The 26092-nt window shown below is 72.6% G+C and carries 25 protein-coding genes; 20 read left to right on the top strand and 5 right to left on the bottom strand.

The window, feature by feature from the left end; all coding sequences use genetic code 11:
• Window positions 1-8 precede the first annotated feature (8 nt).
• The gene (locus ACWDLG_RS25440; RefSeq protein WP_449924127.1) at window positions 9-608 is read left to right on the top strand and encodes a DsbA family oxidoreductase; all 600 of its coding nucleotides are present in this window, start codon (window positions 9-11) and stop codon (window positions 606-608) included.
• 157 nt (window positions 609-765) lie between these two features.
• Here ACWDLG_RS25440 and ACWDLG_RS25435 read toward each other — a convergent pair whose 3' ends face one another.
• Complete coding sequence (locus ACWDLG_RS25435; RefSeq protein ID WP_449924124.1) at window positions 766-993, bottom strand: response regulator transcription factor; 228 nt, start codon at window positions 991-993, stop codon at window positions 766-768.
• A gap of 553 nt (window positions 994-1546) precedes the next feature.
• Here ACWDLG_RS25435 and ACWDLG_RS25430 point away from each other — a divergent pair.
• A complete protein-coding gene (locus ACWDLG_RS25430) occupies window positions 1547-2197 on the top strand; it encodes a DivIVA domain-containing protein (RefSeq protein WP_449924121.1) in 651 nt (216 codons plus the stop codon).
• A 33-nt stretch (window positions 2198-2230) separates the two neighbouring features.
• Complete coding sequence (locus ACWDLG_RS25425; RefSeq protein ID WP_449924118.1) at window positions 2231-3949, top strand: hypothetical protein; 1719 nt, start codon at window positions 2231-2233, stop codon at window positions 3947-3949.
• Window positions 3950-4028: 79 nt separating this feature from the next.
• Here the strand turns inward: ACWDLG_RS25425 and ACWDLG_RS25420 are convergent, their stop codons facing one another.
• A complete protein-coding gene (locus ACWDLG_RS25420) occupies window positions 4029-4679 on the bottom strand; it encodes a thymidine kinase (RefSeq protein WP_354904190.1) in 651 nt (216 codons plus the stop codon).
• 55 nt (window positions 4680-4734) lie between these two features.
• Here ACWDLG_RS25420 and ACWDLG_RS25415 point away from each other — a divergent pair, with 55 nt between their 5' ends.
• The 6 genes from ACWDLG_RS25415 to ACWDLG_RS25390 all read left to right on the top strand — a co-directional run bounded on the left by ACWDLG_RS25415 (window position 4735) and on the right by ACWDLG_RS25390 (window position 12224).
• The gene (locus ACWDLG_RS25415) at window positions 4735-5106 is read left to right on the top strand and encodes a hypothetical protein (protein ID WP_449924114.1); all 372 of its coding nucleotides are present in this window, start codon (window positions 4735-4737) and stop codon (window positions 5104-5106) included.
• A gap of 68 nt (window positions 5107-5174) precedes the next feature.
• Window positions 5175-7190, top strand: coding sequence for a hydantoinase/oxoprolinase family protein (locus ACWDLG_RS25410; protein ID WP_354907498.1), 2016 nt, complete (start codon window positions 5175-5177; stop codon window positions 7188-7190).
• Entirely contained in the window at window positions 7187-8989 is a 1803-nt protein-coding gene (locus ACWDLG_RS25405) for a hydantoinase B/oxoprolinase family protein (RefSeq protein ID WP_449924110.1), read from the top strand. Before ACWDLG_RS25410 ends, ACWDLG_RS25405 begins: the two co-directional genes overlap by 4 nt.
• Before the next feature lie 131 nt (window positions 8990-9120).
• Window positions 9121-10011, top strand: coding sequence for a Gfo/Idh/MocA family protein (locus ACWDLG_RS25400; protein ID WP_449924107.1), 891 nt, complete (start codon window positions 9121-9123; stop codon window positions 10009-10011).
• Window positions 10012-10083: 72 nt separating this feature from the next.
• Window positions 10084-11091, top strand: coding sequence for an NAD-dependent epimerase/dehydratase family protein (locus ACWDLG_RS25395; protein ID WP_449924104.1), 1008 nt, complete (start codon window positions 10084-10086; stop codon window positions 11089-11091).
• 32 nt (window positions 11092-11123) lie between these two features.
• Window positions 11124-12224, top strand: coding sequence for a dihydrodipicolinate synthase family protein (locus ACWDLG_RS25390; RefSeq protein ID WP_449924101.1), 1101 nt, complete (start codon window positions 11124-11126; stop codon window positions 12222-12224).
• On the opposite strand, the gene ACWDLG_RS25385 is transcribed toward ACWDLG_RS25390, so the two are convergent.
• Window positions 12221-13426: a hypothetical protein gene (locus ACWDLG_RS25385; protein ID WP_449924098.1), complete on the bottom strand. Its 1206-nt coding sequence runs from the start codon at window positions 13424-13426 to the stop codon at window positions 12221-12223. The genes ACWDLG_RS25390 and ACWDLG_RS25385 overlap by 4 nt on opposite strands.
• 47 nt (window positions 13427-13473) lie before the next feature.
• Between ACWDLG_RS25385 and ACWDLG_RS25380 the strand changes: the two genes are divergently transcribed.
• From ACWDLG_RS25380 to ACWDLG_RS25350, 7 genes are all read left to right on the top strand, one after another.
• Complete coding sequence (locus tag ACWDLG_RS25380; RefSeq protein ID WP_449924096.1) at window positions 13474-14769, top strand: DegT/DnrJ/EryC1/StrS family aminotransferase; 1296 nt, start codon at window positions 13474-13476, stop codon at window positions 14767-14769.
• A 62-nt stretch (window positions 14770-14831) separates the two neighbouring features.
• Window positions 14832-16082 carry an ABC transporter substrate-binding protein gene (locus ACWDLG_RS25375; protein ID WP_449924094.1) on the top strand — a complete coding sequence of 417 codons (1251 nt, stop codon included), beginning with the start codon at window positions 14832-14834 and terminating at the stop codon, window positions 16080-16082.
• A gap of 75 nt (window positions 16083-16157) precedes the next feature.
• Window positions 16158-17024, top strand: a complete 867-nt coding sequence (locus ACWDLG_RS25370) for a carbohydrate ABC transporter permease (RefSeq protein WP_449924091.1) — start codon at window positions 16158-16160, stop codon at window positions 17022-17024.
• Window positions 17021-17884, top strand: a complete 864-nt coding sequence (locus ACWDLG_RS25365; protein WP_449924088.1) for a carbohydrate ABC transporter permease — start codon at window positions 17021-17023, stop codon at window positions 17882-17884. The genes ACWDLG_RS25370 and ACWDLG_RS25365 overlap by 4 nt, the downstream gene beginning before the upstream one ends.
• 63 nt (window positions 17885-17947) lie before the next feature.
• Complete coding sequence (locus ACWDLG_RS25360) at window positions 17948-19039, top strand: dihydrodipicolinate synthase family protein (RefSeq protein ID WP_449924086.1); 1092 nt, start codon at window positions 17948-17950, stop codon at window positions 19037-19039.
• Between the two features lie 54 nt (window positions 19040-19093).
• Window positions 19094-19354: a CopG family transcriptional regulator gene (locus tag ACWDLG_RS25355; protein WP_449924084.1), complete on the top strand. Its 261-nt coding sequence runs from the start codon at window positions 19094-19096 to the stop codon at window positions 19352-19354.
• Window positions 19354-19764 carry a PIN domain-containing protein gene (locus ACWDLG_RS25350; protein ID WP_449924920.1) on the top strand — a complete coding sequence of 137 codons (411 nt, stop codon included), beginning with the start codon at window positions 19354-19356 and terminating at the stop codon, window positions 19762-19764. Before ACWDLG_RS25355 ends, ACWDLG_RS25350 begins: the two co-directional genes overlap by 1 nt.
• Before the next feature lie 85 nt (window positions 19765-19849).
• Here ACWDLG_RS25350 and ACWDLG_RS25345 read toward each other — a convergent pair whose 3' ends face one another.
• Together ACWDLG_RS25345 and ACWDLG_RS25340 are read right to left on the bottom strand one after the other, a co-directional pair.
• On the bottom strand, window positions 19850-20590 hold the full coding sequence (locus ACWDLG_RS25345) for an amidohydrolase family protein (RefSeq protein ID WP_449924082.1): 741 nt from the start codon (window positions 20588-20590) through the stop codon (window positions 19850-19852).
• Window positions 20587-21309, bottom strand: coding sequence for an amidohydrolase family protein (locus ACWDLG_RS25340; RefSeq protein WP_449924079.1), 723 nt, complete (start codon window positions 21307-21309; stop codon window positions 20587-20589). The genes ACWDLG_RS25345 and ACWDLG_RS25340 overlap by 4 nt, the downstream gene beginning before the upstream one ends.
• Before the next feature lie 288 nt (window positions 21310-21597).
• Here ACWDLG_RS25340 and ACWDLG_RS25335 point away from each other — a divergent pair, with 288 nt between their 5' ends.
• From ACWDLG_RS25335 to ACWDLG_RS25320, 4 genes are read left to right on the top strand one after another with little or no spacing between them, the layout of a single operon-like run.
• On the top strand, window positions 21598-23535 hold the full coding sequence (locus ACWDLG_RS25335) for a PQQ-binding-like beta-propeller repeat protein (RefSeq protein WP_449924076.1): 1938 nt from the start codon (window positions 21598-21600) through the stop codon (window positions 23533-23535).
• Window positions 23536-23545: 10 nt separating this feature from the next.
• Window positions 23546-24211: an amidohydrolase family protein gene (locus ACWDLG_RS25330; RefSeq protein ID WP_449924073.1), complete on the top strand. Its 666-nt coding sequence runs from the start codon at window positions 23546-23548 to the stop codon at window positions 24209-24211.
• Complete coding sequence (locus ACWDLG_RS25325) at window positions 24208-24936, top strand: amidohydrolase family protein (protein ID WP_449924070.1); 729 nt, start codon at window positions 24208-24210, stop codon at window positions 24934-24936. Before ACWDLG_RS25330 ends, ACWDLG_RS25325 begins: the two co-directional genes overlap by 4 nt.
• Entirely contained in the window at window positions 24933-26081 is a 1149-nt protein-coding gene (locus ACWDLG_RS25320; protein WP_449924067.1) for a DegT/DnrJ/EryC1/StrS family aminotransferase, read from the top strand. The genes ACWDLG_RS25325 and ACWDLG_RS25320 overlap by 4 nt, the downstream gene beginning before the upstream one ends.
• The last annotated feature ends 11 nt before the right edge of the window (window positions 26082-26092 follow it).

Below are 26092 nucleotides of genomic sequence, written 5' to 3'. Positions count from 1 at the left end.
GCCATGTCGTGAAAGTTGAGATCTTTTCCGACGTCGTCTGTCCCTGGTGCTACATCGGACACCGGCGCTTCGCCCGGGCCGCGGCGCGTTTCGCGGGCGAGGTCGAGGTGACCTACCGCCCCTTCGAGCTCAACCCCGACGCCCCGGTCGAGGGTGAGCCGCTGCTGGAGGCGCTCGGGCGCAAGTTCGGCGGCTCGGCCGCGCAGATGACCGAGCACGTCGCGGCCGTCGGCGCCGAGGAAGGGCTGGAGCTGCGCTTCGGCCAGGCGATCAGCGCGAACTCCTTCGAGGCGCACCGGCTGATCGAGCTGGCCGCCGGCCAGGGCCTGGCCGCGCGGATGGCGGACCGGCTGTTCGCCGCGCACTTCACCGACGGGCTCAACATCGGCGACCCCGAGGTCCTGGCCAAGCTGGCGGCCGAGGTGGGCGTCACCGACACCGGGGAGGCGGCCGCGCAGGTGCGCGAGCAGCTGGCCAGGGCGCGCGAGCTGGGGATCACCAGCGTGCCGTTCTTCCTGTTCGAGGAGCGGTTCGGGGTGTCGGGCGCGCAGCCGGAGGACACCTTCCTGGGCGCGCTGGAGGAGGTCGCCCAGCGCACGGCCGGCTGAACGGCGCGCCCCGTCCCTGTCGGCGCCCTGTCCCTGCCGGCGGCCCGTCCCTGCCGGCGGCCCGTCCCTGCCGGCGGCCCGTCCCTGCTGGCGGCCCGTCCCTTACGGCGGGCCGGGCCATCCCGTAGGGTCGGCCGGGCCATTCCGTACGGCGGCCTCACAGCCCCAGTTCGACGGCCAGCCGGGTGAGCTCGGCCTTGCCGGCGATCCCGAACTTGGCCCTGACCCTGCGGAGATAGGTGTCGATGGTGTGCATGCTGACCCCCATGCGCCGCGCCGCCTGGGCGTAGGTGCAGCCGGCGGCGATGTGGCGCAGGGTCTCCGCCTCACGGGGCGACAGGCTGGTGCGTTCACCGCCGCGGGCCCGTCGGACGAACAGGACCATCTCGTTTCTTCCGGTGACTCGGCGACGGCAGAGGAGACGTCGTGCTCCTCCGCCATGGATCTGCCGCCGCCGCGGCCTGATGTGCCGCGCCGGGACCGTAGGCGGCCGGCGCCTGCCGGTTCGCCCGTGACGGATGCGGACGCGGCCCGCCACGGCCCCGACCCTTCCGCTGTGTGCTGTCGCTGAGATTTGTACCGGTATCTGGTTGCAAGTCGCTTTCGGGTGGCTTGCCGGGCGAGCGGGTCAGGGGAGGCCGCGTTGGACGTCGGCGGTGCCGGCGAGGCCGGACTCGGCAGGTATGCGGGAGGCCGGACTCGGCGGGTATGCGGGAGGCTGTCGCCGCGACGCTGCCGGGGTTCACGAGGCGCGCGGCGCACCCGTCGATCGGCGTGACCGGCCGCCCGGGTGACCCGCTCACGGCGCGGCCGCGAGGGCATGCTGGTCGGGCATGTCGGACCTCCTGGCCGCAGGGGCCCTCCCGGCTTTACTTCCGAACATCTGGCCACACGTTTAAACGCAGTGCAATGACTCCATTACTCTCCGTATGGAGAGCATGGAGCACGTGCACGCTCACGGCCCCGGCCGGGTCTCGGACGGGGGCGCCGATCGGCTGACCCCCGCGGCGGTCCACCACCAGGTCTTCACCGTGGTACGGCTGCGCGAAGGCTACGACCTGGCCGAGGTCGACGCCTTCCTGGCGCGGGTGGAGGCCGGCCTGGCCCTGCTGTGGGAGGACAACGCCCGCCTGCGGGAGCAACTGACCGCCGGCCCGGTCGCCGCCCACGAGCGGGCCGGCCGGATCCTCGTCGAGGCTCAGGCGCGGGCTCTGGCCGTCGAGGACGAGGCTCAGGCGCGGGCGCGTGCCGTCGAGGACGAGGCCAGGGTGCGGGCGCGTGCTCTCGAGGACGAGGCGCAGGCACGCGGGCAGGCCGTCGAGGACGAGGCGAGGGCACGGGCCAGGACCGTCGAGGACCGCGCGCAGCAGTCCGCGAACGCACTCCTGGAGCGGGCCGGCGCCGCCTACCGGCAGTCGGCCGAGTTCCACCTCGACCAGCTGGCCCGCCTGGCCGCCGCCCACGGCGGGCACCTGCCCGACGGCCTCGCCGGCCATCTCGCCGAGCTGCGCCGCCTGCTGGACGGCACGCAGGGACGCGATGCCGCCGCCGGACCGGCCGGGCACCCCCAGCACTCGCCCGTCGCCTGACCGCTTCACCATCCGCATCAGAAAGGCGGCGTCATGCCCGTGCCATCAGCGGCGCCCGCACTCGCCCTGACCCTGCGCCACGCCCTCGGACCCGACCTTCCCCAGCCGGCCGCCCCCACCTGGCCACCGGCCTGGCCACCCGCCGGGTCGTCGGCCTGGCTCGCCGCGACCCCGCCCGGCACCTGGCTGGCGGTGCTGCTGGTGTCGCTGTCGACGCTGGCCGGGGCGTGGCTGGCGCGCCGCAACATCGGCAGGATCGGGCTGTGGCTGGCCGTCGCCTCCGCGCTGATGCTCATCACCGCCCTGGTGGAGCTGCTGCCCGACGCCTGGCACGAAGCCGGCGACACCGGCACCCCGCTGTGGCTGCTCGGCCTGTCGGCCGTGTTCGGCTTCGCGGTCATCACCTACTTCACCCGCAAGGGATGCGGCCACGCCCACGACGAACCCAGGCGCGGACAGCACGCCCCCGGCCTGCACCGCCGCGTCACCCGCGCCGTCGGCGCCGCGCTGTTCGGCGGGGTCGGCACCGCCGCGGCGCTCACCGTGCACCGCCTAGTCGAGGGCGCCACCCTCGCCCTGGCCGCCTCGGCGGTGGTCGTGGCGGCCCTGATGATCCACTCGGCCAGCGAGGGCCTGGCCCTCACCGCCCTCCTCGACCTGGCCCGCCGGCGCCTGACGCCCTGGCTGGCGGCGTCGTGCCTGAGCCCGGCGGTCGGCGTGGTCCTGGCCGTGCTCGCGCCCCTGCCGCCGTCGCTCGTGCCGCTGCTGCTCGGCATGATCACCGGCGTGCTGCTGCGGACCGCCGTCGTCGGTCTCAAGCTGGCCCGTACGGCGGGCGGCGGCCGGCTGTCGGCCCGCCACATGGCGATCACCGGCGCCGCCGTCCTGGTGACCACGACCCTGCTGGTCGCCGCCCAGTACGCGCTCGACGACAGCCGCACACCCCCGGGCCTCGGCACCACCTCCAACGCCATCAGCGGCCACACGACCACCCCCCACCAGACCACCGGCCAGACGACGACCGACCAGACGACCACCGGCCAGACGACCACTGACCAGACGACCACCGGCCAGGAGACAACGGAGCAGGCGACCACCGGCCAGGCGACCACCTCCGCCGAGAGCACCGGCCAGGAGACGACCGGCCAGGCGACAGCCGGCCAGGAGACCATGGAGCAGAGCCCCGGACAGGAGAGCACCGGCCAGGCGACCGTGGAGCAGGGGACGACCAGTCAGGCGACCGTGGAACAGGGGACGACCGGCCGGGCGACCGGGGAGCACGGGACGGACGGGCACGCGACCATCCCCGGCGAGGCCACAGGGCAGCAGGCCGCTGCCCAGACGGCCACTCCCGGCGCGACCGCGGAGCAGCCGACCCCCGGCCAGGCGAGCACCCCCCGCGAGACCACCGGGCACGCGACGACCGGCCGGGCGGGCGGCCGGGCGGGCGGAACCCTCCTCACCCCGCAGGCGCTCCCCGCCCCGTCCGCGGCACCGGCGCCCGCTCTCAGCCGCGCGCAGCTGCGGCAGGGGTTGGCGGACGGTCGCCTGGACCTGGCCGGGCTGCTGCGGCGCACCGACGCCACGACCGCCGCCACGCCGGTCGGCTGGCTGCTGCGGGCGGTGCCGGAGTTGCGCGACCGCCCGGTCGGCAGGCTGCTGAGCAGGGGCGGAATCGCCGCGGACGCCACCGTCGGCGAGCTGACCACCCGCCAGCGCCGCTACCTGCTACGCGCCCTCGCGCAGTCGTAAGCACGCCGGGTGTGCCGGCAGGTTCTGGCGCAGTCGCAGTAACGCCGGGCGCGCCGGCGGGACGAACTCTCGCCGGCGGTCAGGAGGCCGACAGGCTGGGCTCGGGCATCGCCAGCTGGCCCGACCGGTGGTGGCGCCGGCACAGCACCTGGTAGCGCACCGGGGAGGCGTCGGTGTCGCCGATCACCACCTGCTCGCCGCTGCGGGCCATCGTCCCGCCCACCACGCGGGCGTTCAGCAGGCCTGGGCGCCCGCACCAGCACAGCACCTCCACCTGCAGCCTGCACACCTCGTCGGCCAGCTCGAACAGGCGCTGTGCGGCGGGGAACATCTGCGAGCGGAAGTCGGAGGCCAGGCCGAAGGCGTAGACGTCGATCCCGTGGTGGTCGACCAGGTCGGCCAGCTGCTCGATCTGCGCCACCGTGTAGAAGCACGCCTCGTCGCAGATCAGGTAGTCGATCCGGTCGTGCGCCACCACCAGCGCGACCAGGTCGAGCCCGTCGTCCACCTCGATCGCGTCGAGGCCGAGCCCGATCCGGCTGGTGACCTGGGGCCCGCCCGATCTGTCGTGCTTGGTCAGCACCAGCCCGCGCCTGCCCTGCCGCCCGTGGTTGTAGTTCATCTGCAGCGCCAACGTGGACTTCCCGCAGTCCATGGGGCCGAAGTAGAACTTCAGCACGGCGTCGCGGGCGGCCGAGGGGACGGGCGAGAGCGCGGACAATTCGGTCACAGGCCGCTAGCTTACTGCTCACCACTACTGCTCCCATCTGTAACAGGAGGCGACCTTGGCCACGGACAAGCCGGCGGCGCTGGAGGCCCTGATGACCCCTGACGACCTGACCGCGGCGCAGGCCGACGCCGCGCGCTGGCGCTACGGCTTCTTCGTGGTGCTGACCGGCATCATCGTGATCCTCGTCGCGTTCGGCGCCGCGGTGTTCGCCACCAAGGAGTTCGCCACGATGTTCGCCGGGGTCTGCGGCGTGATCGGCACCATCATCGGCGCCTACTTCGGCATCCAGGCCGGCCAGTCCGGCAAGGCGAGGGTGGAGATGGAGCTGCACCGCGCCCACGAGCTCGCCGTACGGCTGGCCGCCTACGTGGGCACCGAGAACGCCCCCAGGGTGATCGACGACGTGCTGGGCAGCAGGAGACGCTGAAGAATCGCCGGTTGTTCGGCAGGTTTCGCTGATCCCCGCGGGTCAGGGCCCAGGTAGACACTGAACCCATGCGCATCGGAGTGGACACCGGCGGCACGTTCACCGACGTCGTCGCGGTCGACGAGCGGACCGGCGAGATCTTCACGACCAAGACCCCCTCGACTCCCGCCAACCCCGCCGACGGCTTCATGGCGGGCATCGAGAAGGTGGGCGGCGGGCCGGTCACCGGGCTCGTCCACGGCACCACCGTGGCGACCAACCAGCTGCTCGAGGACAGGATCGCCGACCTGGGCTTCGTGACCACCGAGGGGTTCGAGTTCATCCTGGAGATCGCCAGGCAGAGCGTGCCCGACGGCTACGGCAACTCCTACTTCTGGGTCAAGCCGCCGCGGATCGTCCCGGTGCACCGGGTCAGGACCGTCGGCGGCCGGCTCGACCACCTCGGCGGGGAGGTCAGGCCGTTCGACGAGGATCAGGCCGTCGAGGTCGCCCGCTGGTTCAGGGACCAGGGGATCACCGCGATCGGCGTGTGCTTCCTGCACTCCTACGCCGACCCCGCGCACGAGCTGCGCATGCGGGAGGTGCTCGAGCGGGAGCACCCCGAGGCGGTGGTGTCGCTGTCGAGCGATGTGCTGCGCGAGTACAGGGAGTACGAGCGGTCGGTCACCACCCTGGTCGACGCGGCCGTCAAGCCGGCGATGCGGCGCTACATCGCCAACCTGTCCGAACGGCTCGGCATGCCGTACGCGGTGATGAAGTCCAACGGCGGCGTGCTGAGCGCCGCCGAGGTGGTGCACCAGCCGATCACCACCGTGCTGTCGGGCCCGGCGGCCGGCGCGCTGGGCGCCGCGCTGATCGCCTCCACGGCCGGGCAGCCGTCGGTGATCACGCTGGACGGCGGCGGCACCTCCACCGACGTGGCGGTGATCGTGGACGGGGAGCCCTCGCTGACCACCGAGGGGTCGATCGGGCGCTACCCGTGCAAGATCCCCATGATCGACATCGTGACCGTGGGCGCGGGCGGCGGCTCCATCGCGTGGATCTCGCCCGAGGGGACGCTCAAGGTGGGGCCCAAGTCCGCGGGCGCCGATCCCGGCCCGCTGTGCTACGGCAAGGGCGGCGGCGACGTGACGGTCACCGACGCGCACGTCTTCCTCGGCCGGATCCCGCCGCACCTGCTCGGCGGGGAGATCCCGCTCGACCGCGAGGCGGCGCGGCAGGGAATGGAGGCGCTGGCGGGCAAGCTGGGCATCACCCCTGAACGCACCGCGACGGGCATCCTGGAGATCAGCGCCTTCAACCAGTGCAACGCGATCCGCCAGATCACCGTCAAGCGCGGACTCGACGTGCGCGACTTCCCGCTCGTGACGTTCGGCGGTTCGGGGCCGCTGCTGGCCTGCCGCCTGATCGACATCCTGAACCTGCCCGCCGTCGTCGTGCCGCCCGACCCCGGCAACGTCTCGGCGTTCGGGCTGCTCACCGTGGACGTCAAGAACGACTACGTCCGCACCCACGTCACCCGCGAACCCGACGCGGACGCGCTGGCCGCCGTCTTCGCCGACCTGGAGGGCCAGGCCGTCGAGGCGCTCGAGCGGGAGGGCTTCACCTCGCCCGTCTGCCAGCGCGGCGCCGACCTGCGCTACTACGGCCAGGCCTACGAGGTGCGCGTGTCAGCGCCGCCCGGCCCTCCTGACGACCGCTGGCAGGCGGAGGTGGTCGCCCGCTTCCACGAGGCGCACGAGCGGCTCTACGGCTACGGCTACCGCGACGATCCCCGCCACGCCGTCGAGTGGGTCAACCTGCGGGTGTCCGGCATCGGGCCCATCACCCGTCCCACGATCCCCGTGCGGCCCGGCCGCGACCGGCCGCCCGCTGAGCCGGGCAGCCGCCCCGTCTCCTTCGAGGACGCAGGCTGGGCCGCCTGCCCCGTGCACCCGCGCGCCACGCTGTTCGCCGGAGACGTGGTCCGCGGCCCCGCCGTCATCGAGGAGTACGGCTCGACGCTGCCGCTGCACCCCGGCTTCACCGCCACGTGCGACGCCCACGGCAACCTGATCGTCCGCAAGGAAGGGACCGCCCCGTGACCGCCGACCCGATCCTCGTCGAGATCGTCGAGGGCACCCTCGCCTCCGTGGAGAAGGAGGTCGAGACCGCCATCGCGCGCACCGCCCGCTCCCCGATGATCCGCGACGCCCACGACTTCCGCGCCGGTATCCACGACGTCAGGCTGCGCAAGCTCACCGGCCGCTCCTACTCCGCGCTCGTCCAGCCGATCGTGCGTGACTTCCCCGTCGAGACCATGAACCCCGGCGACGTGTTCTTCCACAACGACGTCTACCTGTCCGAGGGCGGCATCGGCCACCTGCCCGACCTCTGCGTGACCGTCCCGGTCTTCCACGCCGGCGAGGTGGTGGCCTTCGTGCAGGCCTTCGGCCACCACGACGACATCGGCGGCGCCGTACCGGGCAGCATGCCCTCCCACGCGCGGTCGGTCTTCGAGGAGGGGCTGATGGTCCCGCCGATCAGGCTCTGGGACCGCGGGGTGCCCAACGAGGCGGCGCTGCGGATCATGACCCGCAACTCCCGGATGCCCGACTCGCTGGCCGGCGACCTCGACGCCGAGTGCTCGGCCTGCCTGATGGGGGCGCGCAGGCTGGGAGAGCTGTTCGACCGGTACGGCAAGGCGGCCGTCGAGGAGTGCTTCGACACCGTCATCGCCAACACCACGGAGACCTTCCGCAGGGAACTGCTGTCGAAGATCCCGCTCGGCACCTACGTCTGGGAGGACTACGCCGAGCACGACGGCGTCGACGAGCCGCGCCTGCACACCCAGCGCATCACGCTCACCCGGCTTGAGGACCGCCTGGTGATCGACTTCACCGGCACCTCGCCGCAGGCCAAGGGGCCGATCAACCACGCGGGCGACTACGCCGACGGGGTTTTCCTGAAGAAGTGGCTGGCGCCGATCCTGCGCAACCTGGCCGACACCCCGGCGCGGATGGCGGAGCTCGACGTCAACGAGGGGGTCGTCCCGCTCATCGAGATGAGGTTCCCCGAGAAGGGGACGCTGCTGACGCCGATCTTCCCCGCGCCGACCAACGCCAGGACCTTCGTCATCCTGCGGCTGCTGGGCGTGCTGGCCGGGGTGCTGGCCAAGGCCACCGGCGGCCGGATGCCCGCCGACCAGGAGACGATCAGGTACACCGGGGTCTACGGCGAGGACGCCGACGGCGTGCCGTACCTGATGAGGGAGGTGCTGGGCGGCGGCTCAGGCGGCCGGTGGTACGCCGACGGGGAGGACACCATCCACGTCGTGCCCGACTCGCGCAACATCCCGGTGGAGTTCGCCGAGGCGCGCTGGCCGTTCCGGGTGGAGCGGCTCGGGCTCGCGGTCGACTCCGGCGGTCCGGGGCTGTTCCGCGGCGGGCTGGGCTACGACAAGCACATCAGGATGCTGCGCGACGCCTCGTACATGTCGATCGCCGACCGGTCGATCCTGTCGTGCTGGGGGGTCAACGGCGGGCGGGCGGGGCGGCCCGTCACCGTCTCGGTGGCGGGACGCGAGATGGAGGGGCTGGTCGACGACCACCCCGTGCCGGCCGGCGAGATCATCCGCATCCGCACCACGGGAGGCGGCGGCTGGGGCTCGCCGTACGAGCGTGACCCGCGGCGCGTGGCCGACGACGTGCGCGACGGGAAGGTGTCGGTGCGGGGGGCGCGGGAGGACTACGGCGTGGTGCTGGCCGGCGGCGTGGTCGACGAGAAGGCCACGGCGGAGCTGCGCGCCGGGCTCGCCGCCACGCCCGCCACGTTCTTCGACCGGGGGCCCGGGTATCCGAGGCTGGCGGGCGGCCGGACCGCGGCGGAGGTGGACCAGCCCTGACGCGGGCGCGGGGGCGTGCCGGGCCGATCATGCTCTTCCTGGGCGGGGCGGGCCGGCCCTGACGCGGGCGCGGGGGTGTGCCGGGTCGGGGGTGCCATGATGGCGCGCATTCCCGAATTGGAGGACACACCGTGCGTATCGCTCTGGCCGGGTTGGCCACCAGCCACCCCTACACCGACGCCCGTACCCTGGCCCGCCACGCCGAGCTCGTCGTGTGGGAGCAGGACCCCGACCGGCTGCGGCGCTTCACCGACGAGCATCCCGGCGCCAAGGTGGCATCCAGCCTCGACGACCTGCTCGGCACCGGCCCGGACGGGGTGGTGCTCACCGTGCCGAACCCGCAGGCCCCCCGGGCGCTCGAAGCGGTCCTGGCGACCGGCGCGCCGGTGTTCATGAACAAGCCCGCCGCCGCCACCCGCGCCCAGCTCGACGCGCTCGACCGGCTGGAGATCACCGACAGGGTGCTGTCCACGTCGGTGCTCCGCTTCGCGCCCGCCTTCACCGCGGCCACGGTGGACCCCGCCTCCGTGCTGTCGGTGCGCGCCACCGTCCGGCACGACGTCGGGATCTGGGCGACCGGCTACAACCCGTGGCAGGACACCCCCGGCGAGGGCGGCGGCACGATGGTCACGATGGGCATCCACGGCGTCGAGCTGCTCGTCGCCCTGCTCGGCCCGGCCGTACGGCTGGCCGGCGCGGCCGGCGCCGTCAGGCACTACACGGGCCTGCGCTCGGAGGACACGGGCGTCATGGCGCTGCGCTGGGACAGCGGCGTCACCGGCGCCGTGGAGATCCTCGGCGTGTCGGAGTCCGAGGCCTACACGGTGACCGTCCACACCAGGGAAGGCTCGCGGGAGATCGTCATCGAGGGCGGCGACGACGTCCTCAAGGGCCTCGGGTACGAGGGCACCGTCGAGGCGTTCCTGGCCATGGTGGGCGGCGCGCCGAGCCCCGTTCCATGGGCGCAGACCAGGGCGATCCTCGACGTCCTCGTCCGCGCGCGCGAGGCCGTACCGGCCTGACCCGCCCGCACCCCATTGACAGGGCGAGACTCTCGAAGTTACGGTCTGGACCGTAAATGAGAGGAGTTCGGGGTGCGGACGGTAGTGGAGCTCGAGGAGCGGCTCGCGCGGCCCGGCGAGGGGCTGATCGCCGACATGGCCAGACTCGACGGCGACATCATGATCCTTGGCGCGGGCGGGAAGCTCGGGCCCAGCCTGGTCAGGCTGGCGCTCAACGCCACCAAGGGCGACCGGCGGATCGTGGCGGTGTCCAGGTTCTCCGAGCCGGGCCTGGCCGACGCCCTCACGGCGGAGGGGGCCACGGTGGTCAGCGCCGACGTGGCCGACGAGCAGGCGCTGCGCGACCTGCCCGACGTGGAGAGCGTGGTGTTCCTGGTGGGCGCCAAGTTCGGCACGCAGGGCGCCGAGCACGCCACCTGGTTCACCAACTCCTACCTGCCAGGGCGGGTCGCCGACCGGTTTAGGCACAGCAGGATCGCGGCGCTGTCGACCGGCAACGTCTACCCGCTGGTCCCGGTGACCAGCGCGGGCGCCACCGAGGAGACGCCCACCGACCCGGTGGGCGAGTACGCGATGAGCTGCCTCGGCAGGGAGCGGGTCATGTCGCACTTCAGCGTGAAGTACGGCACCCGCCTGGCCCTCATCCGCCTCAACTACGCCGTCGAGATGCGCTACGGCGTGCTCGTCGACCTGGCGCAGAAGATCAACGCGGGTGAGCCCGTCGACCTGGCCACCGGCATGGCCAACGTCGTCTGGCAGGGCTACGCCAACGAGGTCACGCTCCGCTCGCTGCTGCACGCGTCCACGCCGCCGTTCGTCCTCAACCTGACCGGACCCGAGCTGATCTCGATACGGCAGGCCGCGATCGACCTCGGCAGGGCGCTCGGCAAGCAGCCCTCCTTCGTCGGTGAGGAGGCGCCCACCGCGCTGCTGTCCAACGCGGCCAGGTGCCACCGGCTGTTCGGCTACCCCGAGCTGACCCCCGCCGAGCTGATCGAGCTCACGGCCGCCTGGATCGCCGAGGGCGGTCCGCTGCTCGGCAAGCCGACCAAGTTCGAGCGCCGCGATGGCCGGTTCTGACCAGCATGCTCATCGATCAAGGGGGAGGCGACGTGCTCAGCACGGCTCCGGAGGCTCACACGTCCGTGCGCGACCTGTTCAGGCGCGGGCTGGTCATTCCCGCGCACCCGCTCGCGCTCGACGCCGACCGCAGGCTGGACGAGCGCCGCCAGCGGGCGCTGACCCGCTACTACGTGGCGGCGGGCGCCGGCGGTCTCGCGGTGGGCGTGCACACCACGCAGTTCGCCATTCACGGCACCGCGCTGCTGCCGCCCGTGCTGGAGCTGGCGGCCGAGACCGCCCGCGAGGCGGGCCGCGAGACCGCCCGCGAGGCGGGCCGCGAGACCGCCCGCGAGGGCCGCGAGATCGTCCTGGTGGCGGGCGCGACGGGCCCGACCGCGCAGGCGGTGGCGGAGGCGGAGCTGGCCAGGTCGCTCGGCTACCACATGGTGCTGCTCAGCCCCCACCGGGAACTGGACGAGGACGCCCTGATCGAGCGCGCCCGCGCCGTGGGCGAGGTGCTGCCGGTCATCGGCTTCTACCTGCAGCCCGCGGTCGGCGGCCGTACGCTCTCGCGCGACTTCTGGACCAGGCTGGCCGCGATCGAGTCGGTCGTCGGCATCAAGGTGGCGCCGTTCGACCGCTACCGCACGCTGGACGTGCTGCACGGCGTGGTCAGGGCGGGCAGGGCCGAGCAGGTGGCGCTCTACACCGGCAACGACGACCACATCCTGGCCGACCTCATCACCACCCACCGCGTCGTCGTCGACGGCCGGCAGGTGGAGGTCGAGTTCGTCGGCGGGCTGCTCGGCCAGTGGGCGGTGTGGGTGAAGAAGGCGGTCGAGCTGCTCGACGAGGCGAAGCTGGCCCGCGCGGGCGACGACGCCGCCGTGCGCAGGCTGCTCGGCCTCGACGGTCACCTCACCGACGCCAACGCCGCCATCTTCGACTCGGCCAACGGCTTCCACGGCTGCATCCCCGGCATCCACGAGATCCTGCGCCGCCAGGGCCTGCTGGCGGGCCGCTGGTGCCTCGACCCGGCCGAGGACCTGTCTCCCGGGCAACTGGCCGAGATCGACCGCGTGTGGGCCGCCTACCCCTGGCTGCGCGACGACGACTTCGTGGCCGAGGGCCTGGACCGGTGGCTCGCCTAGAGCGTCAGCCGGTACAGGGTCAGCGGGCGGCCGCTGCTCCCGCTGGTCAGGTTCCCGGTGCGCTCGGCGAGCCCGGCCAGCTCCAGGCGGTGCAGCATGCGGCGGGCCGTCCGCTGCTGGACCGCGAGCCGTTCGGCGATCTCCCTGGTGGTCAGCGGTTCCCCGCCGGCCGCCGCGCGGGCCTCCAGCAGCTTCTCCAGCGTCGGCACCGACAGGCCGACCCGGCGGGCGATCACCGAGAGGTTCTGCTCGGCGGCGGGGGTCGCGCTGACCGACTCCAGCACGATGTCGGTGTCGGCGCGCAGCGACAGCACGGCGGCCACCTCGCCGATGCGCCGGGCGCGGGCCAGCGCCCTGCGCGCCAGGCTCTCGGCCTCGGCCGCGCTGCGGCCCAGCCCGAACCCCACCCTGACCACCTGGCCGGCCGTCGCCAGGCGCGACAGCATCGGCAGCCCGGTGAAGTTGCCGGTCGCGTCGGCCAGCGGCCCGCGCGTGGTGACCAGCAGGTGGGTGCCGCCCCTGAAGGCGGCCAGCGTGCCGCCCAGCGCCGCCGCCTCCCGCAGCAGCCCCTCCTCGCTCTCGACCTCGATAAGGCCGAGGGCGATCTGCGCGTCCTCCTGCGCCTGGCCCTCCGCGGTCAGCAGCAGCTGGCGCAGCGCCACCCGCACCGAGTGGACCGACGGCGCCAGGCGCAGCACGTGCATGTCGTCGCGCAGCGCCTCGTGCACCGAGCTCAGGCAGGTGATCACCGCGTGCTCGCCGCCGCGCCGGTGGAAGGCCACGGCCTTCTTGGAGGTCATCTCCGGCCGGTAGGGGAGCGTGCGGACCTGCTCGGTCGGCAGCCCCGCCTCCTCGAACGTGGCGATGACGTCGGCGGCCGACAGGGTGTCGATGGACAGGCGCGTGATGTCCTGGCCCTCGTGCTGCAGCCGTACCAGAGCGGTCAGCAGCGTCGCCCCGGAGTAGTCGACGAACGCCGCGGGCCGGGTGAGCGCCTCGGCGTCGCGGGCCAGCATGTACGGCACGATGCCGGTGAACAGCCAGCCCTCCACCGTGGCGGCGTGCGCCTCGACGATCGCGGGTGCCTGCGACTCGTGGTCGTAGTCGAGCCGCAGCGTGGTCACGCCCGGCTGCTCCTCGCACGTGGCCGCGACGTCGTCGACCAGATCGTGCGGGCCGACGACCCCGATGACGATACCCACCCACGCCTCCCTCTGCCCTATTACGGTCAAGACCGAAAGGTTAGCTCGTGAACCCGAAGTTTCCAACCATGGCCGACCCCGAGGGCCGCACGCTCGGCGACGAGGAGGTGGCGGCCCTCGAACGGGTGATCCGTTCGGGCATGCTCAACTCCGTCTGGGGGACCGAGGGCCGAGCGCTCGAAGGCGAGATGGCGCAGCTGTACGGCTCCCGCCACGCGATCGCGTGCAGCTCCGGCACCGCGGCCCTCCATCTGTCGGTCGTGGCGGCGGCACCCGATCCCGGAGACGAGATCATCACGACGCCGATCACGGACTTCGGGACCGTGGCCCCCATCTTGGCGCAGAACGCCGTCCCTGTCTTCGCCGACGTGGACCCCGCCGACGGCAACCTCGCCCCCGACTCGGTGGCCCGGCTGATCGGGCCGCGCACCAGGGCCATCATGGCCGTCCACCTGTTCGGGGCGCCCGCCAGGGTGGACGCGCTGCGGGCGCTGGCCGACGAGCACGGCCTGACGCTGATCGAGGACTGCGCCCAGGCCTGGCTCACCGAGCTCCCCGAACCATCATCCCAGGTCATGCCGGGCGGCGGCGACGATCCCAGCAGCGATCCCAGCAGTGGTTCCGGCGGTGGTCCCAGCGGTGGCCCCAGCGATGATCCCATCGGCGAGCCCGGCGGTGCGCCCGTGCGGCTCGCGGGCACCGTGGGCCACGTCGCCACCTTCAGCCTCCAGCAGTGGAAGCACATCACCTGCGGCGACGGCGGCCTGACGATCACCCAGGACGACGTCCTGGCGCGCCGGATGCGGCTGTTCTCCGACAAGGGCTGGGACCGCGCCGCCGGCCGCTCGCACGCCGGCCTCGGCCTCAACTACCGCATGACCGAACTCCAGGCCGCCGTGGCGCGCGCCCAGCTGGCCAAGCTGCCGGGCGTCCTCGAGTCCAGGCGGCGCACCGCCGTACGGCTCATCAGGGCCCTGGAGGGCCTGCCGGGGATCCGGCTGCCGCGCCCCGAGGGGCACGCCTGGTGGCTGTTCCCCCTAGTCCTGCCCGACGGCAAGGCCGGGGCGCTGGCCGGTCACCTGCGGGAGGCCGGGATTCCGGCACGGGCCGGTTACCTCGGCGAGCCGCTGAACAGGGCGCCGGTGTGGAGCGGCCCCATCTACGGCGGCTCGACCTACCCGCTGGCAGGCTACGTGCCCAACGCCTGCCCCGAGGCGGAACGGCTGGTGGCCGAAACGCTGCTGGTCGTCGACTGGAACGAGCACTACACCGACGAGCACGTCGACGCCGTCGCCGAACGGGTCAGGAGCTGGTCGCAGTCACGTTCGTGTATCGGGCATTGACCGGCCGTCTCCCCGCTCATTAGGTTTCGGTCAGGACCGGTATTCATGAAAGGAAGCCGCCGATGAGGAAGGTAGCGGCAGCCGGAATCGCGGCCGCCATGAGCGTCGTGATCGCCGGGTGCGGGTCCGGTGGCTCAGGCTCGTCGGACAAGAGCACGGTGACCCTCTGGATGTACCCCGTGATCGCGGACTCCGCCAAGAACCAGGCGTTCTGGGGCAAGGTCGAGAAGGACTTCGAGGCCGCCAACCCCACGCTCGACGTCAAGATCGACCAGCAGCCCTGGGACGGCAGGCAGGAGAAGATCACCACGGCCCTGGCCTCGAAGACGGGCTTCGACCTGGTCCTGCTCGGACCCGACCAGATCCCGCAGTACGCCCAGCAGGGCACCCTCGAACCGCTGGACGACGTGATCGCCAAGGACAGGGCCGCCTACCTGCCCAACGCGCTCACCGCGCTGACGGTCGACGGCAAGCTCTACGGCGTCCCGATCTACCAGACGATCACCGCCCCCATCTACAACAAGAAGCTCTTCGCCGAGGCCGGCGTCACCGAGGTCCCCGACACCCTCGAGGAGCTGAAGGCGGCGGCGCCCAAGCTGGCCGCCAAGAAGGTCGCGGTTCTCGACTACCCCGGCAAGCCCGAGATCTCGCTCAACCAGAGCTTCTACCCCATCTTCTGGGCCAACGGCGGCAGCGTCTTCGCCCCCGACGGCAAGACGGTCGCCTTCAACGGCCCCGAGGGCGTGCAGAGCCTGCAGTTCCTGCTCGACCTGAAGGCCGCCGGCGGCCTGCCGGAGAACGCCGCGAGCAAGGGCAACGACATCGAGGGCGGCTCGCTGGCCGGCGGCAAGACCGCGATGTACCACGCGGCCACCGCGGGCATGGCCGACCAGCTCGGCGCCGCGATCGGCCAGGAGAACGTGGGCATCGGCCTGCCGCTCGAGGGCAGCAAGCGGGTCGCCTTCGGCATCCCCGGCGGCCTCGTCGTCGCCAAGCACTCCAAGAACCAGGAGGCCGCCAAGAAGCTGGCGGCCTACATCGCCGGCCCCGTGGTGGGGGCCGAACTGGCCAAGGAGTCCGGCTTCTTCTCCGCGCGGACCGACGTGACGATCCCCGGCCAGAGCGAGGCCTCGAAGGAGTTCGCCAAGTCGCTGGAGTTCGCCTTCCCCGGTGACACGCACCCCAAGGCCCGCCAGGTGATGGCCATGGTCGCCGCGCACATCCAGGCGGCGCTGCTCGGCAAGGAGGATGCCAAGACCGCCCTCGACGCCGCGGCGAAGGAGGCCAACGAGCTGCTGTCCAGCGGCAGCTGACACGATCGGGGGCCTTCCCTCGGGAAGGCCCCCGCTTTTCTGGGCCCCCGCTTTTCTGGAAAGGTGTGAACCCCGGTGCGTCATCGCCTGCGCGACCCGGTCACTGGACTGCTGTTCGTCCTGCCCGTCCTCGTCCTCTTCCTGATCTTCCGGATCTTCCCCACCCTGGGTGCGGCGGGCATGAGCCTCACCAACTGGAACATCGGCGGAGAATGGGACGTCGTCGGCGCCGACAACTACGTCCGGCTGTGGAACGACCCGAACTTCTGGGCCAGCCTGCGGGTCACCCTGGTCTACGCGGCGATCTTCGTGCCGCTGACGGTCGGCGTCTCGCTCGCCACCGCGCTGCTCCTCAACGCGGTGATCTTCATGCGGGGCCTGTTCCGCAGCATGCTCTTCCTCCCCTACGTGACCAGCTTCGTGTTCGCGGGCATCATCTGGCGCTGGATCTACGAGTTCGACGGGCTGCTCAACGGCCTGCTCGCCAAGCTCGACCTCGGCCCCCTCCAGGTGTTGGAGGACTCGGCGCTGGCGCTGCCCGCGCTGGCGATCGTCTCCTGCTGGAAGGGGTTCGGCTACTCGATGCTGATCCTGCTGGCCGGCCTGAAGGCCATCCCCGGCTCCTACATGGAGGCGGCCAGGGTCGACGGCGCCGGCGCGTGGCAGCGCTTCCGCCGTATCACGCTCCCGCTGCTCAAGCCCGTCCTGTTCTTCGTCCTGGTCATCGAGACGATCAGCTCCTTCCAGGTCTTCGACACCATCTACGTGATGACCGGCGGCGGCCCCGCCAAGGCCAGCTACACCCTCATCTACGGCATCTACGAGCGCGGCTTCAGGTTCTTCGAGTTCGGCTACGCGGCCACCTGGGGCATGGTGCTGTTCGTCATCGTGCTGGCCATCTCGCTGATCCAGCGCCGCTTCCTCGGCAGGGGGAACACATGACGCTGACCGCCACCCGTCCCGCCACCGCCACCACGGCCGCCAGGGTGAAGCGCCGGCGGCCCCGCGGCACGTGGGCGCTGTACACCCTGCTGGCGGTGCTGTCGCTGCTGACGCTCGCGCCGTTCGTCGCGATGGTCGTCGTGGCGCTCAGCCCCCGGGGCAAGCCCACCGTCCCGCTCCAGTGGCCCGAGTCGCTCACCTTCGACAACATCGCGCAGGTGCTGTCGGCCTCCGGGTTCGCGCAGTGGACGCTCAACTCGCTGATCTACTCGGCCGTCTCCGTCGTGATCATCCTGATCACCGCCTCGATGGCCGGCTACGCCTTCGCCAAGAAGCGCTTCCCCGGGCGCGACGCCATGCTCTGGACGTTCCTCGCCACCATGATGGTGCCTTTCCAGGCGACGCTGATCCCGGTGTTCGTGCTGATCTCCGACCTGGGCGGCGTCGACACCTTCTGGGGCCTGATCGTGCCGACACTGGCCAACTCGCAGGCCGTCTTCCTGATGCGCCAGTTCATCCTGGGGCTGCCCGACGAGCTGTTCGACGCGGCCAAGGTCGACGGCGCCTCCGAGCTGCGCGTCTACTGGACGATCGTGGTGCCGCTGACCAAGCCGATCATGGCCACGCTGGGCGTGTTCGTGTTCCTGTGGCACTGGAACGACTTCCTGTGGCCGCTGGTCATCGCGCAGAGCGACGCCACCAGGACGCTCACGGTCGGCCTGACGATCCTGCGCACCGAGGAGCTGCAGTGGTCGATGGTCATGTCCTCCGCGGCCATCTCGGCCGTGCCCTGCCTGCTGGTGTTCTTCCTGCTGCAGCGGTACCTGGTCAACAGCATCGCGATGACCGGCCTGAAGTAGCCGGCGCGCCGCCCGGCCGGGGACGCCCTACGCTTGACGCCCATGTCCGGTGAGGGAGCGATCATGAGCACGGCAATCGACACGCGGGCCGCCCGGCTGCGCGACCGCCTGCGCGGCGCGCTGGTGGCCGCCGCCGCGACCCCGATGACCCGCGCGGGCGAGGTGGACCTCGACATCGCCGAGCGCTACTTCCACCGGCTCGTCGCCACCGGTGCCGACGCCCTCGCCATCCTGGCCCACACCGGCCGGGGCCCGTTCCTGCCGCCCGAGCTCAGGCGGGAGCTGATCCTGCGCGCCCGCACCGCCGGCGTCCCCGTCATCGTGGGCGTCGGCGGCGCCCCGGCCCCGGCCGTCCCCTCCGGCGCGGCCCCGTACCCACGCGCTGCCCCGGAGTCGCGTCCCGGGCCCAGGGAAGGCACGGGCGGGGGACCGGACCCCGCCCCGCGCTCGGCCGCCGCTCAGGAGTCAGGTCGGACGCACACGGGCGGCCGACCACGGGAAGGCGCGGATCGCGCGGCATCTCCTGTGGAGGGCGAGGGGGCGGTCGAGAGGACCGTGGCGGATGCACGGATGGCCGCCGAACTCGGCGCGGACGGCGTCCTCGTGTTCCCCTCACCGGGCGACCGGCTGGCCGAGCACGAGGCCGTGTGGCAGGCCGCCGGGCTGCCGATGATCGCCTTCGACCTGTACACCGCTCCCTGTCCGCCCGCCGTCCTCGCCCAGATCCTGCGCCACCCGGGCGTCGCGGGCCTCAAGACGGCGCTGCTGTCGGACGCCATGGGCTGCCAGGAGACGATCGCCATGACGCGCGAGGCGGGAAGGCTGGCGATCACGGGGGAGGACCGCATGTTCGGCCCCTCCCTGCTGTGGGGCGCCGAGGCCGCGCTCGTCGGCGTCGCGGCGGCCTCGGTGGCGGCGACGGCCGAGGTGATGCGCGCCTTCCAGGGCGACGACCTGCGCGCCTTCGAGAAGGCGTCGGCGCGGCTCGACCGGCTCGCCGCGGCCACCTTCACCGCGCCGATGGAGGGCTACGTCCAGCGCATGCTCTGGCTGGCCGCCGACGAGGGGCTGATCCCTGAATCTCACGCCCACGACCCGTTCGGCCCCGGGCTGCCCGACACCGAACGCCCCGCGGTCCTCGCCGCGTCCGCCTGACGCCCGTCGAAGACCTCCCCTGGCGAAGGGGGTATCGCGGGTAGCATAAGTGGCATGAGTGAGCCTACTCAGAAGTATTCGATCACCATGCCCCGTGACATCGCGGAAGCCGCACGTGCTCGTAGTGGCCACTCCGGGCTCTCCGCGTACGTCACCGCCGCAGTGGCCCGCCAGATCGAGCGTGACAACCTCAGCGAGCTCATCGCTGTCGCAGAGGCCGAACACGGTCCGATCACAGACGAAGAGGTTCAGGCGCGGCGAGACCAGCTTCAACGTGCCCGCGGGCGGCTGGGCTCGGGAACGACCGCCGCGTGATGGCGGTCCAGGCCACCCCTGGAGGCACCCTCGTCCTGGACAGCGAGGGGCTCGCGAAGGCCGTCCTTCGGGATCGGGAGCTGACCGCGTGGCTCTCCCTGGCCAAGGCCGACGACCTGCGTGTCATCACGAGCGCGGCCACCCTCGTCGAGGTGGTCCATCCGCGAATCAGGCGACCCGCGCTCGAATGGACCTTGTCCCGCGTCGTCGTGGAACCTGTCACGGAGCTCCTCGCGAGACAGGCGGCGGCGCTTCTGGCGGATGCGGGCCTGCACGGTCACAAGCACGCCATCGACGCCATGCTCTGTGCCACCGCTCTCGCCGCTCCAGGTCAGGCCGTCGTGCTCACTTCCGACCCTGACGACCTCTCAGCCCTCTGCGGCGACCGCGTCGTCGTCATCAAGATCTGACCCATCGACGAACCCCGCGAGGGCGAGCCGGTCAGGACGGCAGGCCGTAGGGGGAGACGGCGATGCCGACCAGGTTGCTCGACGGTCAGCTTCGACGCGCCGCCGAAAGGTCGAGTCCGAACAGCCGTACGGCATTGCGCCACGCGATGGCCTCGGCGGCGGCGGGGGAGAGGTTCGCCGCCGCGACGGCACCGAAGGCCGAGGCCGGATCGATGAGCGTCGAGTCGGTGCCGAACAGCAGGCGGTCCTGGTCGACGGCCTCGACCACGGCTGCGATGCGACCCGCGGGCGCGTGGGAGAAGCACGGTTCGAGGTAGAGCCGGTCGCAGGCGGCCGCGGCCTCGATCGCGTGGCGGTAGCCGTCGGCGCCCATGTGCCCGGCGATCGCCCGCAGCCCGGGGGTGTCGAGGCAGACCTGGGCCAGGTCGAGCACCGACGGGCCCCAGGTGTGGACGAGGGCCGGGACGTCGCGCGAGGCCACCAGGGCCAGGGCCGCGCGCAGCTGGGGCGAGGTGACCGGGGAGCCGGTGTAGTCGGTGTGGATCTTCACGCCGACGAAGCGCCCGGTCGGCAGGTACTCGTCGAGGTCCCGCTCGGCGTCGGCCAGCCGGCGGGGGTTGACGGTGACATAGCCGTAGTGGCGGTCGGTCCGGGCGAGCCAGGCGTCCAGGGCCCGGTTGCCGGAGGCGGCGTCGTAGATGACCGCCTCGGTGGCCGACACGATGGACACGTCGATCCCGTAGCGGTCCATGGTGGCCCGGTTGGCCTCGGCCACGTCCATGGTGAAGAACCACGGGCCCCAGTGCGCGTGCACGTCGACGATCATCCGAACAGTCTCCTCGCGTTGCCGCCCGCCACGGCGGCGATCTCGTCGGGCTTCAGGCCGCTGGTCGCCAGCCGCAGCAGCGGGACGAGCGGTTCGTAGTGGGGGGTGCGGGAGCCGTACAGCAGCCGGTCGGCGGGGACGCTCTCCAGCGCGTCGGGCGAGTTGAGCAGCCGCGTGGAGGTGTGGAAACCCGGCTCGTCGGCGGCCACCACCAGGAAGTCGCCCAGGTGGTAGAAGTGCGTGTCGAGGAAGACGACCTTCGCCTCGAGCCCGGAGAACGGCTGCCAGAACCGGCGCACGTCGCCGCCGGTCAGCACCACCAGGCCGAGCGCCGCCGCCCGCCTGGCGACGTGCCGTACCGACGGGAAGCCCGCCTCGACGCCCTGCTCGTCGGGGAAGAGCCGGACGGCCCGCACCCCGAGGGCGGCCAGCCGTTCCATCTCGCGCACCGAGCCGATGGGGTCGCGCAGGTCGAGCGCGCCCACCGGGACGGCTCCCTCCAGCGCGAGCACCTCGGCGTTGCCCGAGCGCATGTCGAACAGCGCCGCCCGCAGCGACGCCACGGCCCCGGCCTGGATCCGGTGCTCGGCCAGCCGGCCGAGCACCGCCGACGGCGTGCCGGGTGGCCCGTCCCTGTCGGCGTAGGCGCCGACCAGCACGTCCACATCGAGCGTCACCGTGAGTTCGCCGATCAACCCGCGCGCGTCGAACGCCGTCACAACCGCCTCCATTGACTATTCGCGCTCAGAACATTACGGTCTGGGCCAAAATCGAGCAACAGGTGGCGGCCCACGGTCGTGCCGGGATCACTCCCCACACTCCCCGCCCCCGCTCCCGCGCGACGACCCCCCGGACCCCGGCCCCCACCCCGGCCCCGACCCGGGCCCCCGATCCCCGGGCCCCCCGACCCCCGGACCCCGGCCCTTCGACCCCGGCCACGACCCGGGCCCCCGCCCCCGGACCCCGGCCCTTCGACCCCCCGACCCCCCGACCCCGGAAGTGATGCCGTGAGAACACTCGTCGTGGCGCTGGCCGCCGCGCTGCTCACCGCCGCGCCCGCGCAGGCGGCCGACTGCCGGCCGCCCACTGTGGAGAAGTTCGGCCCCGCCTCGGTGACCGGCGCCATCGTGGGCGCCTCCGTCCACGAGGGCAAGGCCTACCTGGTGACCAGAGGCCAGAAACCGCCCGTGCTCGCCGAGTTCGACCTGGCCACTCGCAAGGTCGTCAGGACCGCCACCCTGCCCGACGGGCCCGCGACCGGCGAGCCCGAGGGCGCGTGGGCCACCACGGTCTCCGGCGGCAAGGTCTACGCGGGCACCTACCCGGTGCCCGACCTCTACAGCTTCGACCTGGCCACCGGCGAGGTGAAGCATCTGCACTCCTTCGGCAGGAACGGCGGCTTCGTCTGGAGCCTGGCCGCCGCGCCCGACGGCACCCTCTACGCCGGCACCTACCCCGACGGCCGGGTGTGGGAGTACAGGCCCGGCACCGGCGCCGTCCGCAACTTCGGCGTGCTGGCGGCCGGCGAGCGCTACGTCCGGTCGGTCGCCGCCGACGCGCGGAACGTGTACGCGGGCCTGCTCGACAAGGGCAAGCTCGTCGCGATCGACCGGGAGAGCGGTGCCGTACGCGAGCTGGCCCAGGGTTCCACCGGCATCGCGGTGGTGGCCGACCACGGCGAGCGGATCCTGGCCGTCAGCGGCACGACGCTGATCGACGTCCGCAAGGACGGCGCCGACGCCAGGCGCGTCGACACCGGGGCCGGCCTCGACGCGCTCGTGTCCACGCCGGACGGCACCGTCTACGCCACCAGCAGGCCCGACGGCACCGTCTACCGGTACCGCACGGGCGACACCGCGCTCACCAAGGTCGCCGACGCGCCCTCGCCGGGCGACGAGACCCGGCGTCTCGAGCTCACCTCGCCGGGCACGCTGGTCGGCTTCTCCGGCAGCGGCGGCATGTGGTCGCTCGACCTGGCCTCGGCCACCTCGCAGTTCGTCGAACTGATCGACGCGGGCCTGCCCGCGGGCGCCGAGCGGGTGCAGAGCATGCTCCTGGTGCCCAACAGGGCCGTCTACATCGGCGGCCACTTCTCGATGGACGTGCGCGACCTGCGCACCGGCGAGCACCGCCGCTTCCGCGTGCCGGGCGAGCCGAAGGACCTCGTACGGCGCGGCGACAAGATCTACGCCGCCATCTATCCCAGCGGCCAGATCGTCTCCATCGACATCAGGACCGACAAGGTGGAGAGCGTCGGCTTCCTCGGCCACGGCCAGCAGCGCCCGTGGGACATCGAGTACGACCCCCGCACCGACAAGCTCCTGGTCGCCTCGGCCCCGCTGGGCGCCAGGCTCGACGGCGCGCTGTCGATCGTCGACCCCGACACCGGGCAGATCGACGTCCACGAGGGCGTCATCCCCGGCCAGAGCCTGATGAGCCTGTCGCTCGACTCCGCCAACGGCATCGTCTACCTGGGCGGCGACGTGCTGGGCGGCGGCGGCACCCCGCCGACCAGGACCTCGGCCTCGGTCGCGGCCTTCGACCTGGCGACCCGCACGGTGCTCTGGCAGACCGACCCGGTCGCCGGCTACCGCACCTTCCAGGACATCAAGGTCCACGACGGCCTGCTCTACGGCGTCTACAAGCGCGACTCGGGCGCGTGGATCGCGCTGGACCTGGCCACCAGGACGGTCGTGCGCCAGGGCACGCTGTCGGGTTACGGCGAGCTGACCGTGCACAGGGGCAGGGTCTTCGCCGCCACCTTCTTCGGCGGCGGGAACGCCTACGTGCTCGACACGCGGGCCGGGCTGCTGGCCACCGGGCTGGGCGACGAGTGGTACACCAACCCTCAGCTGCACTTCGAGCCGGGTTCGTGGCAGGCGTGGGCGCTGTCGGGAAGGGAGCTGGCCAGGGTCAGGCTTGACCCGAGGTGCCCGCAGAGCTAGGTTCCGGTCTGTGCCGAAATTGATCGACGCGCACCGCCTCCTCGGGCCCGTGCCCTTCGACGACCTGCCGGAGGACCCGCGGCCCGAGATGGACCGCCTGGGCATCGAAGCGGCCTACGTGACACACACGCTGAGCCTCTACTCCGACGCCCAGGCGGGCAACCAGGCGCTCTTCGCGCTCGACGACCCCCGGCTGATCGCCGTCCCCGTGGTGGTCCCCGAGGCGTTCGCCGACATGCCCGACTGGCGGGTCCCGATGGTACGGCTCTGCCCCGAACGGCACAGGTTCGACCTGACCGGACCCGTCGCGCTGCGCTGGCTGGCCGCGCTCGACACCATCGCCGCCGTCGACCTGGACGAGACCTCACCCGCCCAGCTGCTCTCCCTGGCCAGGCAGCTGCCCGGCCAGCGGATCCTGCTGCTCAACCCCGGCTACCGCAGGCTGCGCGCGGTCGCCGAGCTGATGTCCGAGGCGCCCAACGTCTGGCTGGAGATGGGCACGGTCAACACCCAGCGCGCCGTCGAGTGGCTGGCCGCGCGCTTCGGCGCCCGCCGCCTGGTCTTCGGCACGGGCGCCCCCGTCCTCGACGACTGCGGGCCCCGCTTCCTGCTCGACCACCTCGAACTGCCCGGCAAGGACATCGAGCTCATCGCGACGGGGGGCGACCTGCTGTGATCCTCGACGCCCACGGCCACGTCGGCACCTGGCCGGACTTCCTCATCCCCGACCCCACCGCCGAGGGCCTGGTCAGCCTCATGGACCGGCTCGGCATCGACGCCATGGGCATCAGCCACCTGCTCGGCGTCGGGCCCGACGCGGCGCAGGGCAACCGCCTGGCCTTCGAGGTCGCCGGCCGCCATCCCGGCAGGTTCGGCGTCTGGCAGGTCTACAACCCCCACCACCGCACCCCGCTCGCCACCGAGGGCGTGTGGGGCGTCAAGATCCATCCTGACGTGCACCGGTGCCCGCTCGACGACCCGCGCTACGCGCCGGTGTGGGAGCTCGGCCTGCCGGTGCTGTCCCACGGGCAGAGCGACTCGCCGTGGAGCGATCCGGCCCTGTTCGCCGTCGTGGCCGGCCGCCACCCCGACGTCCCGCTGCTGATGGGGCACACCGGGCTCTGGCCGTACGGCTTCGCCCGCGCCGCCCGCCTGGCGGCCGACCACCCGAACCTCTACCTGGAGACCTGTGGCTCGAAGATGACGGGCCGGTGGATCGCCCGCCTGGCCGAACTGGTGGGCGCCGACCGGGTCGTCTACGGCTCCGACTCCTGCTTCCTCGACCTGCGAGCCGGATACGGCCGCGTCGCCCTCGCGCCGCTCGGCGACGCCGACAGGGCGCTCATCCAGGGCGGCAACCTGGCCCGCCTACTCGCCCGATCATCAGGAGGACACCCATGACCCTCGCCCTGCACGGCGGAACCCCGGTCCGCTCCACCCCCTGGCCCTCGTGGCCGCCGCCCCTGGACGACGCCCAGCGCAAACTGGTCACCGACGTGCTGGAGAGCGGGCTGTGGGGCGCCACGCAGGGCGGCGGCGCCGTCGCCGACCTGACCGCCGCCTTCGCCGCCCGCTCGGGCGTGCCGTACGGCGTGGCGGTGGGCAACGCCACCCTCGGCCTGTTCGCCGCGCTGCGCGGCCTCGGCGTCGGGCCCGGCGACGAGGTCATCGTGCCCGCCTACACTTTCGTCGCCTCGGCCACCTCGGTGCTGCTGACCGGCGCCACCCCGGTCGTCGTCGACGTCGACCCGGTGGACCTGCACCTGTCCGTGCCGGCCGCCGAGGCGGCGATCACCGCCAGGACCGTGGCCGTCATGCCGGTCCACCTGGCGGGCAGCCCCGCCGACATGGACGCGGTCAACGAGCTGGCCGCGCGCTACGGCCTGGTGGTGGTGGAGGACGCCGCCCAGGCGCACGGCGCCACCTACCGCGGCCGCCCGATCGGCGGCCTCGGCGACGCCGGCGTCTACAGCTTCCAGGCCGGCAAGGCGATGACCGCCGGCGAGGGCGGGCTGATCGTCTGCCGCGACGAGTCGGCCTATGAGGCGATCTGGTCGGTGTGCAACGTCGGCCGCAAGCTCGGCGGTCACTGGTACGGTCACCCGAGCGTCGGCTGGAACCTGCGCCTCACCGAGATCCAGGCGGCCCTGCTGACGCCGTGGCTCGACCGGCTCGACGCCGAGATCGACCGCAGGGAGGCCTTCTGCGCCGCCCTCGACCTCGGTGACCTGCCGGTGCGCGCCGTACCGCGGCCGGAGGGCACCACCCGCGACTCCCGCCACCTGCTGATGCTCCGCTTCGAGCAGCCGGTCGACCGGTCCTTCGTGCTCGCGGCCATGGCCGCCGAAGGCGTGCCCCTGGAGGGCGGGTACCCGCCGCTGGGCACGATGGGCGCCCTCACCGAGGCGGGCGCCCGCGCCGAGGAGTGCCCCGCCACGCGAGCGGCCGCGGAGAGCGTCGTGTGGGTGCGCCAGGCGATGCTGATGGACGATCCCGCGCGCGCCGCCGACCTCGCCGAGGCCCTCGCCAAGGTCCTCGCCGCCTGACACTCAGCCAC

This window comes from Nonomuraea sp. NPDC003727 (assembly GCF_053586935.1).
The sequence above is the reverse complement of the archived record's forward strand: the minus strand, read 5'-3'. Positions and strand labels throughout refer to the sequence as shown.

Coding starts and splice junctions, on each gene's coding strand:
- ACWDLG_RS25435 (WP_449924124.1), bottom strand. CDS start 993: ATGGTCCTGTTCGTCCGACGGGCCCGCGGCGGTGAACGCACCAGCCTG.
- ACWDLG_RS25430 (WP_449924121.1), top strand. CDS start 1,547: ATGGAGCACGTGCACGCTCACGGCCCCGGCCGGGTCTCGGACGGGGGC.
- ACWDLG_RS25425 (WP_449924118.1), top strand. CDS start 2,231: ATGCCCGTGCCATCAGCGGCGCCCGCACTCGCCCTGACCCTGCGCCAC.
- ACWDLG_RS25410 (WP_354907498.1), top strand. CDS start 5,175: ATGCGCATCGGAGTGGACACCGGCGGCACGTTCACCGACGTCGTCGCG.
- ACWDLG_RS25375 (WP_449924094.1), top strand. CDS start 14,832: ATGAGGAAGGTAGCGGCAGCCGGAATCGCGGCCGCCATGAGCGTCGTG.
- ACWDLG_RS25365 (WP_449924088.1), top strand. CDS start 17,021: ATGACGCTGACCGCCACCCGTCCCGCCACCGCCACCACGGCCGCCAGG.
- ACWDLG_RS25360 (WP_449924086.1), top strand. CDS start 17,948: ATGAGCACGGCAATCGACACGCGGGCCGCCCGGCTGCGCGACCGCCTG.
- ACWDLG_RS25355 (WP_449924084.1), top strand. CDS start 19,094: ATGAGTGAGCCTACTCAGAAGTATTCGATCACCATGCCCCGTGACATC.
- ACWDLG_RS25350 (WP_449924920.1), top strand. CDS start 19,354: ATGGCGGTCCAGGCCACCCCTGGAGGCACCCTCGTCCTGGACAGCGAG.
- ACWDLG_RS25345 (WP_449924082.1), bottom strand. CDS start 20,590: ATGATCGTCGACGTGCACGCGCACTGGGGCCCGTGGTTCTTCACCATG.
- ACWDLG_RS25320 (WP_449924067.1), top strand. CDS start 24,933: ATGACCCTCGCCCTGCACGGCGGAACCCCGGTCCGCTCCACCCCCTGG.